Raw genomic sequence first — 11017 nt, 5'->3', positions numbered from 1 at the left:
TAGTACTTCGATAAACTACCAGATTCTAATTATGATTACCCCATATAGGAGCTTGAATAATTGCTAAAGCATCTAAGGTAAACATCATCTCCTCATTATGGCTAATAAAGTAACCCTGTAAAAAAGGTGACATTAATGGCGAAAACAGTTCCGTAGAATGTGTTTTCATTTCTTGAGTATTTAGCCACTCAATATCCGTCAATTGACGTACTAGTAAACCTAAAGATTTACCCTCGTTTTCTATGACAATTGTCATCATTTTGGCAACTAAATTGGAGCCTTGTAACAGCGAAGAATACCCTAGCATTTCCTCTAAATCGACTAGCCACAGCATTTCGCCACGCCAGTTATAAATCCCCAAAACACAATTGGGCATTTGCGGAACACCGCAGATTTCTGCTAATGATATTTGTAAAACTTCAGTGATGTGTTGTAACTGAATTACGCCTGTATCCTTGGCTCCCAAATTAAAACTTAAAAATTTTTGTTTGGTTTCCAAAATAATTTTTCCTTTTTCTGCTAAAACTTTGACTCTATTTGCTGATTCCGCAATTCTCTATTTAATGATTAATCGCTGTAAAGTCTCTACTAGTTCTTTGCGATCGACGGGTTTGGATAAATAAGCTTCCGCTCCAAGCATATTCCCCCAAACTTTATCCACATCACCATTTTTGGTGGAACAAAAAACTACAGGTATATTACTAGTTTGAGGATTAGTTTTTAGCTCTCGGCAAATTTCATAGCCACTTTTACCAGGCAAAATAACGTCAAGAAATATGACATCAGGCTTATTTGTATCAATTTGGTATTGAGCTTCTTCGCTAGTTTTAGCACTCAATACATAGTATCCTGCTTGTTGCAAGTATGTACTGATGATTTCCATGTCTGTCAAACCATCTTCAACAACTAAAACAGTATTCATATTTATTTCCTATTAAATTTATATTGGGATTCTCAACAATAAAATTGGCTTTTACAAAGCTAATACATTTTTCATACATTAGCCTCAGAAAAAGCACTTAAAAACCAAAATCAGTCGTTAATTTTGAGAAATAATATGTATTTAATTGTTATATTCAAGTAGACTTTGGCAAAAATTGTTACAGTAATGCTTTACGTTTAGATTCAATTTCTACTTGATGTTACAGGCTGTTGTTGAATCGGGACAATATCAGCTGCATCAATCCTTAAAATATTAGTAATTCTTGGATAATCTTGGAAATGAGTTCACCGCGTGATTAAATACTAAAAAATCAGCTTCTTGGTGAATTTTTAGAATGTAGTGCAAATTTAAAAAAGCTGGAAATTATCTTACTTAAACAGTTAGCTAATTTTCGTGGGATAGAAATTTGGGTTTAATAATTTTGTGTGATTATATAAAGTCTCAAGAGCCAGTATGAACAGGAATTACTGAAAGTAATACTTGTATTACAGGCTATTAGCCTGAGGGGTGTTTTTCTGGGTTGAGGAAGCTTGGATAGGTAAATACTTACGTACAATACTCATTACCTTATCACTGGCCACAGGTTTAGTGATAAAATCCGTAGAGCCAACAACTTTAGCACGAACTCTATCTAAAAGACCATCATTACCTGTGAGGATAATTATTGGTGTGTGAGCAAAGGCAGAAATTCGCCGCAACTGAGTGCAGATTTCGTAACCACTGGCAACAGGCATCATTAAATCTAAGAAAATTAAATCTGGCTTATTTTGAATGAGAATTGGTAAAGCTTGCACAGCATCGTGAATTTTGATAAATCTTAGCCCGTGAGAAGTGATAATTTCTTCTAAAAGTTTCCCCACTTGGGGGCTATCATCTACACAGGCTACCAATGGTACATTGGGCTTTTGAGGTGTTGCTGGCGCAGAATTCTTCTGCACAGTCACAACTGATAAGGGTAAGTCAGGTATTTCTATAAGTTCAATAATACCTTTAAGTATATAAGGTAGTAATGAACGAGCAACGGGTAATGGATTCTGCTTCATTTTTACCGCTAAATCTCGCAGTGTATATTTCCCATTAATCAAATTTACAAAATTATTGTAAACAGCTGGACTAACTAATTGCTGGAGTTGTTCTGGCTTACGAATTATCGGTGCTAAATCAGGATATAAATTTGCTAAACCTGCTTCTGACCAAATCTTCCACGAATCATGCATCTGTTTTAAAGAGACATCTGCACTGGTAAAGCTCATGGGCATTTCTACAATCAATTCTTGGCTACGATTGCAAGTTACATCTGAAAAATCAGACTCCTGAGCTAAATCAAAAAATAATTCTGCTATTGTATGTTCTACAATATTATGAAATTGCTCTCTTTGAATTTTTTGTTTTTTATATAAAATTTCTAAAAGCCGATAATCCCAGTATTCAATTGCTACGTCTTGAGAACTTAAACGTATCTTATCTACATCAATTTCCGGGCAGTTTTGCGCCATTTGTCTTCGCCAACGGCGAAATGGATGAATCCCTCCTGATGCCCAAATTATTCGCCCTAGACGATAATAAAAGCTCCATTTGTGATTTTTTGCGCTTTTAAGATTTAACGTGCCATTGTACTGTAATTGTGTACAAGTTTTAAATTCATTCAGCACATTACCTAATATGACCATTTTTTTTGACCAAATATATTTTGGTATTTGACTAAAAAATCAGCCCTGCTCACATTACATTACCCATATATTAGTCAAAATAAACAAGCTTGAATAAATACCAATATATTGGGAAAAATCTCCGGGTTATTGCTATTTATGTTGTAGAAAATAATATAACTACAAAGTCAAAAATGAGCATTATCGACCCAAAGAATAGCAAAAATAGGGCTAATAGATGAGTTATCTGCTAATGAATAACCCGTGATTAGCGCCTCTATTTTTCGCCATAATTAAATAATTATGATCTATGCAGGTATAGAATATGATTCTATGCTTTTTGAAGTTGAATAACGATCAGGATTTCTACTGATTTATATTGATGAGCTAGTTGGTTTTCCTATAAAATTTTGATTAATTTTGTAATTTTTGGTTGAATTGTGTGAATTAGATTGATTATTTGATTTTTTTGGCTAAAATTCGTTGCAATCAGAACTTAATAAGTCTTGATATCATTTATTAAACGAGTAACTTTACTCAGATTCTACTACACCTATAAAAACTCAATAATCAAACGCTAAAAACCGCTAAAAATGCCAATAATAGTTATTAAACATCAAAAAACTTGCGCTTAATGCGATACCCAAGTACTGCCATCAATTCAAAAGTCAAAAAATTGATCGGATGGTACTAGAAGGGTACGGCTATACAAACAAAGTTTGATTCTCTAAGCTGTATTAAGCGCATTTTGATCAACAATTAATATCAGGTTTTGTTGACATTGTGATAACTGGCAATCGCTAACCTCACATTACCTTGATGTTCTGCTAAAAGCCGATCGCCTTCTTCTTTATCTAAACCAGTCCAATGCATCAATAGGGCTAACTTCACCCAATTGCCGCTACGATCTAGTAACACACCCGCATCTTCTCGCCTTAAATCGGTGAGGTCTTGCAAAATTCGCAAAGCGCGATCGCGTAATTTTTGATTAGTAACCGCCACATCCACCATGCGATTGCCGTACACTTTACCCAGCTTTACCATCACCCCAGTAGACAGGATATTTAACGCTAGCTTGGTGACTGTACCAGCTTTCAGGCGAGTAGAACCAGCCAGTACTTCTGGCCCAGTTAACAGGCGAATATCAACGTCGGCATCGAATTTAACTTGCTCTGCAGGTACGCAAGCCATAAAAATCGTGATTGCCCCCCTTTGGCGAGCAGCATTCAGCGCCCCATGCACGTAGGGAGTTGTGCCACCAGCAGTAATCCCTACTACTACATCTAATTGCGTAATTTGCCGTTGAGCGATCGCAGTTTCTCCATCCTCAGATCTGTCTTCTAAATCTTCGGAACTACGTACCAATGCACCAGCACCACCAGCAATAATCCCTTGTACCAGTTCTGGGGGTGTACAAAAAGTTGGTGGACATTCCGCAGCATCTAATACCCCTAATCTGCCGCTTGTCCCCGCACCAATATAAAATAACCGTCCTCCCTGGCGCAGACGTTCGGCAGTATAATCAATTGCCTGTGCTAACTGTTCTTTAGCTGCGGCTACTGCTGCAACTGCCTTTTGGTCTTCGCTGTTAAATAATTCCACCAGTTCTAGAGAACTTATTTGGTCTAAATTTAGACTGTTAGCATTTACTTGCTCGGTCAAAAGATAGCCACGTTCTTGCAAATTTGTCATTTATGATTTGTCCTTTGTCATTTGTCATTTGTCATTGGGTAATGGGTAATTGGTAATGGGTAATTGGTGTTTGTTATTTTTCCCCCTGCTCCCTGCTCCCCTGCTTTTCCCCAGTCCCTAATCCCCAATCCCCAATTACAATAAACCTTCAAGTCTACGACGAATACTGTCTAGTTCAGAATTAGATATATCTGGTGCTGCTTCCTCTGTTTGAGTAGAACGGACAGTTGGCTCATCAGCATCAGGTTTCCAATCGGTTTCTTCTAAATTGATTTCTGGCGGAGTTATGACTGCATTACTGTTTTCGGGGACAAGTTCCCAATCGTAACCAGCGCTTTCACAAAATTCTTTGATTTCTTCAGCATCAATCGTTTCTACGCTTGGTGTAGGAAAATCTTGAGCTTCTAGCATTAAAGCAAAGCGAGTCGCATCGTCTTCTGACTCAAACATCAGAATTTTATTGCGATCGCCTACCTTCACCGTATGAATTCCTTCGTTTTCCGTTCCAGCATTGAAAATCAATACAAAAACGCGCATTGGTGTGATCATCTATCTTTAATAGTTTTCTCGTCTATATCTTAATTAAAGTTCTAGGTTGTGCTTTCGGGAAAGTAGAGAGGCAGAATTTTCATTGATTGGGGATTGGGGAAAAGCAGGGGAGCAGGGAGCAGGGAGCAGGGAGCAGGGGGAAAAACACCAATTACCAATTACCCAATGACAAATGACTAGAACTATTTCTTTAGATAGAGAATATTTCTGGAACCCCACCAAGGTATTGTCGTCTAGGAATTATGTGTTTTCATCAGTTACCGACTTTACTGAATGACAATGGTATCCAAATTAGGGTAGAAGGGCGTTGCTGTTTTGCCTATCTCAACCAGTCAAGCTTGCCATTGATATTTGCATACTTAAACTACGCGCTGAGAAACACTGCCAGTATAGAAATTTTAGACTACAAAGTTTGCGTAGTTTACTTGATTACGGTATTCCTGACAATGCCAATATTATGGAATAGAACGATTTCCTCAATTGCAGCATCAGTCCTGAGGTTGAGTTGACGTATTCTAAGAATGGCAGAGCAATCTAGTACTAGTTAATGCCAGTAGTAAGCCAGCTACATTCGCCTAAAAAGAGTGACAGCAAATGACTAAGCTTCCTAAACAAGTTAATCACTCCCCTTCCCCAAATCGTAAGCGTTTTTGGTTGCTGGTGTTGAGTCGCGGTGGTATTGCGTTGGGGGGAGTTTTACTTTTGTCAGTGTTAGGCGGAATGTGGCGGTTATGGAATTTTGTGCAAAAAGAGTTAACGCCCCTAGCCGAAAAAAATCTAACTACTACACTCAACCGTCCAGTACAACTAGGCAAAGTTACAGACTTCTCTTTAATGGGAGTGCGGTTTGGTGCTTCAGCGATTCCAGCCACCGCCACAGACCCAGATAAGGTGACAGTTGATGCGGTAGAGGTGGGTTTTGATCCATTGCAGTTAATTGTGAACCGCACCCTCAAGCTAAATGTTACCTTAGTCAACCCAGATGTTTATATTGAAAAAGATGAGCAAGGGCGCTGGTTGACTACTAGCATTGCTTTGGGGCCTAAAGGCGGGCCAATTAAAACCGATTTAGAGAATATTCGCTTACGCAATGGCAAGCTGGTTTTAGTAAACTTGCTCTCAGCTACACCAACACAAGCGTCAGCAAATATCTCTCAACAACTACAAACTATTCCCCAAGTTGCGAAAGTTCCAGTAGCATTTTCTCAACTCAATGGCACTGGTCAACTTTTAAATGAAAACCAGCTGTTACGTTTTGATATAGCGGCACAAGCAGACAGCGGTGGTAATATCGCAATTCAGGGTGAAACAGGGCTGAAGACCCAAGCGGCTAAGTTACAGCTACGAGGACAAGATTTACTAGCTGCAGATATTACCAGGATTATCCAGTTACCATTAACTTTACAAGCCGGTCGAGTCAATGGGGATTTGCAAATTCAACTGCAGCCACAGCAACAGACTTTGTTGTATGGTAGTGCGGCTTTGCAAGGGGTAGCGATTCAAATACCCCGGTTACCGCAACTTTTGAATAATACCGACGGTAATCTCAGTTTTCAAGGATTAGGAATTAAGTTAGAGAAAGTAGCTACTAATTACGGCAAAATTCCCCTGATAGCTGCAGGAATCATTGATCGAGAAACTGGCTATAAAGTAGTTGGGCAAGTCAATCAGGTAAATGTGAATAATGCCTTAGAAACTCTCAAGGTAAATCTACCGATACCAGTAATCGGAGAAGTGAAGGCAGATGTACAACTGGGAGGAGCCATCAATAAACCGATTCTCTCAGGCACAGTCGCCACAATTAAGCCTGCCCAAATTGATAAAGTAGATTTTAAAAATGTTACTAGTAAATTTGAGTTTTCTACGAGTAATTCCTTAATTAGTTTTAGAGATATTCAAGGTACAGCCACCGTTGGGGGTAAGGTTACGGGTGGCGGGACAGTCAAACTGGGGAAAACACCACAACTAGATTTTGATTTTACTGCTAACAATGTTCCAGGGGATGCGATCGCCCAAGTTTACAATACAGCCCCATCTTTTCAAATCGGTACTGTCTCTGGCACAGGTAAGCTCTATGGTATTCCTGGTGACGTTAATACTGTAGTGCAATGGCAAGCGCCACAGGCAACTTACCCGGCCACTGGTACAGTTACAGTTGCCCCAGACAGAACTGTAGCTTTTAGCAATGTGGCTTTAAATGTCGCTGGTGGTAAGGTATTAGGTTCTGGTACTTATGCCAATCAACGTTGGCAAGCTGTGGCTGACGCTAAGGGTGTGCAGTTAGAACCCTTTGTAGACAAGACTAAACTGCAAAATGTCTCGTTGACGGGGGCAGAATTTTACGGTCGGCTGCGGCTGTCTGGGACAACAGCACCATTTACAATTGCTACTATCCGCCCTGAAGGTGCAGGGGTACAAATTGGTGGCGGAACTGTAGCAATTTCTCAACTGCAATTGCAAGACCAAAACTTTGCAGCTGAATTAGTCGCCAATAATGTCCGGTTGGGACGGGTATTAAAAAATATTCCCTCAGCTTTAGCTGGGCCATTAGCTGGTACATTCCAAATTGCAGGTAGCAGAGATAATTTCAGCCTCCAAACTCTGCGTGGTACTGGTGAGGGTAATTTGTTAGTGGCTGATGGTACAGTCACAGCGAAAAATATTCAACTTAATAACGGTGTGTATCAGGCACAACTACGGGCAAGTAATTTATTAGTGCCGCAATTAGCACCGACATTTAAGCAATTTGGCGGTAGATTAACGGGAGATTTCCAAGTTGCTGGTACGGTTGATTCATTTAAACCAGAAGCGATTCAAGCTACTGGTGAAGCAAAGGTGAATGTAGCCGATGGTACAGTTACCGCTAAAAATATCCAACTCAACAACGGTCGCTATCAAGCTGTAGTTGCCGCTTCTGGTGTGGAATTAAAGCAGTTAAATCAGCAATTACGCGGTCAATTTGGCGGTCAATTGCAAGTATCCGGTACAGTACAATCGCCAAAATTAGCTGATGTGCGGGCTGCTGGTCAGGTGCAATTTTCTCAAGGAATTGCAGCAATTCAGCAACCAATCGATGCTGCGATCGCTTGGGATGGTGAAAGGTTAAATATAGAACGCGCTACTGGGCCGAATCTCAATGCTAGCGGTTACATATTAGCCAATGCCCAAGGTGCTGGCGTACCAGAAATTACGGACTTAAAACTCAATGTACAAGCTTTAGATTACAGCTTGCAACAGTTGCCCTTGAAGCTACCCAATGGCATTAATTTGGTAGGAAAAGCCGATTTTGCTGGACAGGTGAGCGGTACGCTACCTGTACCGAACCTGCAAGGACAACTGCGGTTACGAAATTTGGCAGTGAAAAACTTTGCCTTTGAGCCTGTCCTCAGTGGAAATATTCAGACTATTCAAGGTAAAGGTACTAGTTTAGACGTAGCTGGTCAGAGCGATCGCATTACCGTTAACCTCGATGGCAAAAATCGCCCCCAATCCTTCCTAGTCAATTGGCGACAAGCATCAGCCAGCGGTCAAGCCCAAGGGGATAGTTTGGCGATGAGTTTAAATAACTTCCCCTTACAGGTATTAAATTTATCTTTACCGGAGAACACTCGCCTAGGCAAAAGTCCCTTAGCTGGGGCTTTAACCGGGAATTTACAGATTAATCAACAAACATTAGCCACAGCCGGAAATATTGCGATCGCAAATCCAGCCGTTGGACGCATTAAGGGCGACAGTTTAACGGCACAATTCCGCTATGGGAACGGTACCGCAAATATTACAGATAGCGCCTTTGTTAAGGGTAAAAGTCGCTACGCCTTTACAGGTAATGTCAGTAATTCTGGGAAAACTCCCCAAATTCAAGGGAAACTCAACGTCAGCGAAGGTAATGTTCAAGATGTCCTGACAGCGCTTCAGGTATTTGAACTGCAAGATATTCGCAGTGGGATGACATCGCCAAACTATGGTAAAGCTGCGGATTTAGTGACTGTCCCTCAAGGATTGCCCAATCAGCCATTATCAACCCAAATCGAGCGTTTTTACCAAGTTGAGGCACTACTAGCAGCGCAAGAACAACAGCGCTTAGAAACAAATCCTATCCCAGATTTAGCTAACTTGCACGGCACTTTCGGTGGTGAAATTGCCTTAAATACTGCTACAGATAAGGGTTTAGCGGTGGAGTTTAATTTAAATGGGCAAAATTGGACTTGGGGTAAAGAAGAAGAAAAGAACCAAGTAGGACGGTTTTATCGGGCGGAACAAGTGATTGCGAATGGTAGATTTAGCGATGGCGTTCTGACGCTGCTACCTTTACGCATCACCTCTAATGAAAGACTGATTGCCTTTAACGGTAATATTGGCGGTAACGATCAATCGGGGAATTTGCAGGTGAGAAATTTCCCCATCCAGGTACTCAGTAATTTTGTCAAGTTACCCGTTGGGGTTGGCGGTAATCTTAGCACCTCCGTCGCTTTAGCAGGTAGCGTTAGCAATCCCAAAGCTAGGGGAGAAATTACCATTACTGACGGTACAATCAATCAGAAAAAAGTAGAATCTGCGATCGCTAGTTTTAGTTATGACAATAGTCGCTTAAATTTTGGCAGTAATATCCTAGTTACTGGTTCAGAACCTGTGAAAATTAACGGTAATATACCTTATAAATTGCCTTTCGCTTCAGTAGAACCTGATAACAATGAAATCAGCTTGGATGTCAAAGTCAAAAATGAGGGACTTGCACTATTAAATCTATTAAATAACCAGATTGTATTTGAAAAGGGTGAAGGAGAGGTAGATTTAACAGTTAACGGTACCAGACAACAACCAGAAATGACAGGTATTGCTAGCGTGAATAATGCCACTTTTTCTGCCCAAGCTTTACCTGGAAAGCTGAGAGATGTGACAGGCAAAATCACATTTGATTTTGACCGCATTATTGTAGAAGGTCTGCAAGGTAGATTTAGCAGAGGTAAGGTAGAAGCCGCCGGAGAAATTCCCATATTTAACAATCAAGAACAAGTAATTACCACGCCTCTTGCTGTTAATTTGGATCAACTGACTTTAAGGTTGAAAGGATTATACCAAGGCGGTGCTAGTGGTAATTTACAAATTACTGGTTCTGTCCTTAACCCAGAAATTGGCGGCAAAGTAGAGTTATCTGACGGGCAAGTCTTGCTAGCAGAATCTGCTAACACGGCTAACTCCAAAAATCAGGAACCGACACTGACTAAAGCTGATAAACCAGACCCGAATAATACCAAAAATACAACAGCCAGGTTAAATAATCTCGAACTAGTATTAGGTAAAAATGTTCTGATTACCCGTCCCCCAATTATCAACTTCCAAGCAACAGGAAATCTGGCAGTTAATGGTTCTTTAAATCAGCCTATACCTGATGGAACTATTAAATTAACAGGGGGAGGAGTGAATTTATTTACTACTCAATTTAACTTAGCTCGTGGTTATGAACACACTGCAACTTTTAAAAAGGAACAACCCCGCGATCCCAATTTAGATATTCGCCTTTTTGCCAAAGTACTTGATGGTAATCAAACTACTGATATTAGCCGACTCAATACCGGAGGATTATCAACCTTAGAAACTATCAGAGTTGAAGCTAATATTAAAGGACTTGCTAGCAAACTTGACGAAAATCTCCAACTCACAAGTACACCATCTCGCGGCGAAACAGAACTTGTGGCGCTGTTAGGTGGTGGATTTATTGACACTCAAGGACGTGGCGACAGTACTTTAGGTCTAATTAATATTGCAGGTTCTGCTGTATTTAATAACTTTCAAGGAGCATTTAACCAGATTGGTAATGCTTTTGGTTTAAGTGAACTACGCCTATTTCCTACCGTCCTTTCTCAAAATCCGGAAGCTGGTAGGAGCAATTCAACTTTAGAATTGGCCCTAGAAGCTGGTGTAGATATTTCTTCTAAGTTTTCCCTTTCTAGTATCAAAATCCTCACAGCCAATGACCCACTGCAATGGGGTATAAATTACCGTATTAATGATGAAATTCGTTTGCGTGCTTCCACCAATTTATTTGATGATAGCCGTGCAGTCGTTGAGTACGATCGCCGATTTTAGACTAAGTCATTCAATGGTAAATTTTGGATTAACCTCTCCTGGTAAAGAAGAGGCTTAAATATTGAATTTTTTTATTTTATTCTCCATAAACCCAGAG

Annotated in this window: 6 protein-coding genes; 1 reads left to right on the top strand and 5 read right to left on the bottom strand. The window is 40.2% G+C overall.

The window, feature by feature from the left end; all coding sequences use genetic code 11:
- Positions 1-25: 25 nt before the first annotated feature.
- The 5 genes from HG267_RS03830 to HG267_RS03810 form a co-directional block, all read right to left on the bottom strand.
- Entirely contained in the window at positions 26-499 is a 474-nt protein-coding gene (locus HG267_RS03830) for a chemotaxis protein CheW (RefSeq protein WP_045870313.1), read from the bottom strand.
- 57 nt (positions 500-556) lie between these two features.
- The gene (locus HG267_RS03825) at positions 557-922 is read right to left on the bottom strand and encodes a response regulator transcription factor (protein ID WP_045870312.1); all 366 of its coding nucleotides are present in this window, start codon (positions 920-922) and stop codon (positions 557-559) included.
- Between the two features lie 506 nt (positions 923-1428).
- On the bottom strand, positions 1429-2613 hold the full coding sequence (locus HG267_RS03820) for a response regulator (RefSeq protein ID WP_045870311.1): 1185 nt from the start codon (positions 2611-2613) through the stop codon (positions 1429-1431).
- Between the two features lie 744 nt (positions 2614-3357).
- A complete protein-coding gene (gene murQ / locus HG267_RS03815) occupies positions 3358-4284 on the bottom strand; it encodes an N-acetylmuramic acid 6-phosphate etherase (RefSeq protein WP_045870310.1) in 927 nt (308 codons plus the stop codon).
- Positions 4285-4419: 135 nt separating this feature from the next.
- Positions 4420-4833: a DUF3110 domain-containing protein gene (locus HG267_RS03810; RefSeq protein WP_045870309.1), complete on the bottom strand. Its 414-nt coding sequence runs from the start codon at positions 4831-4833 to the stop codon at positions 4420-4422.
- Positions 4834-5427: 594 nt separating this feature from the next.
- Here HG267_RS03810 and HG267_RS03805 point away from each other — a divergent pair.
- Complete coding sequence (locus HG267_RS03805) at positions 5428-10920, top strand: translocation/assembly module TamB (RefSeq protein ID WP_045870308.1); 5493 nt, start codon at positions 5428-5430, stop codon at positions 10918-10920.
- The last annotated feature ends 97 nt before the right edge of the window (positions 10921-11017 follow it).

Source organism: Tolypothrix sp. PCC 7601 (genome assembly GCF_025677855.1).
Taxonomy (GTDB): Bacteria; Cyanobacteriota; Cyanobacteriia; order Cyanobacteriales; family Nostocaceae; genus Aulosira; species Aulosira diplosiphon.
The sequence above is the reverse complement of the archived record's forward strand: the minus strand, read 5'-3'. Positions and strand labels throughout refer to the sequence as shown.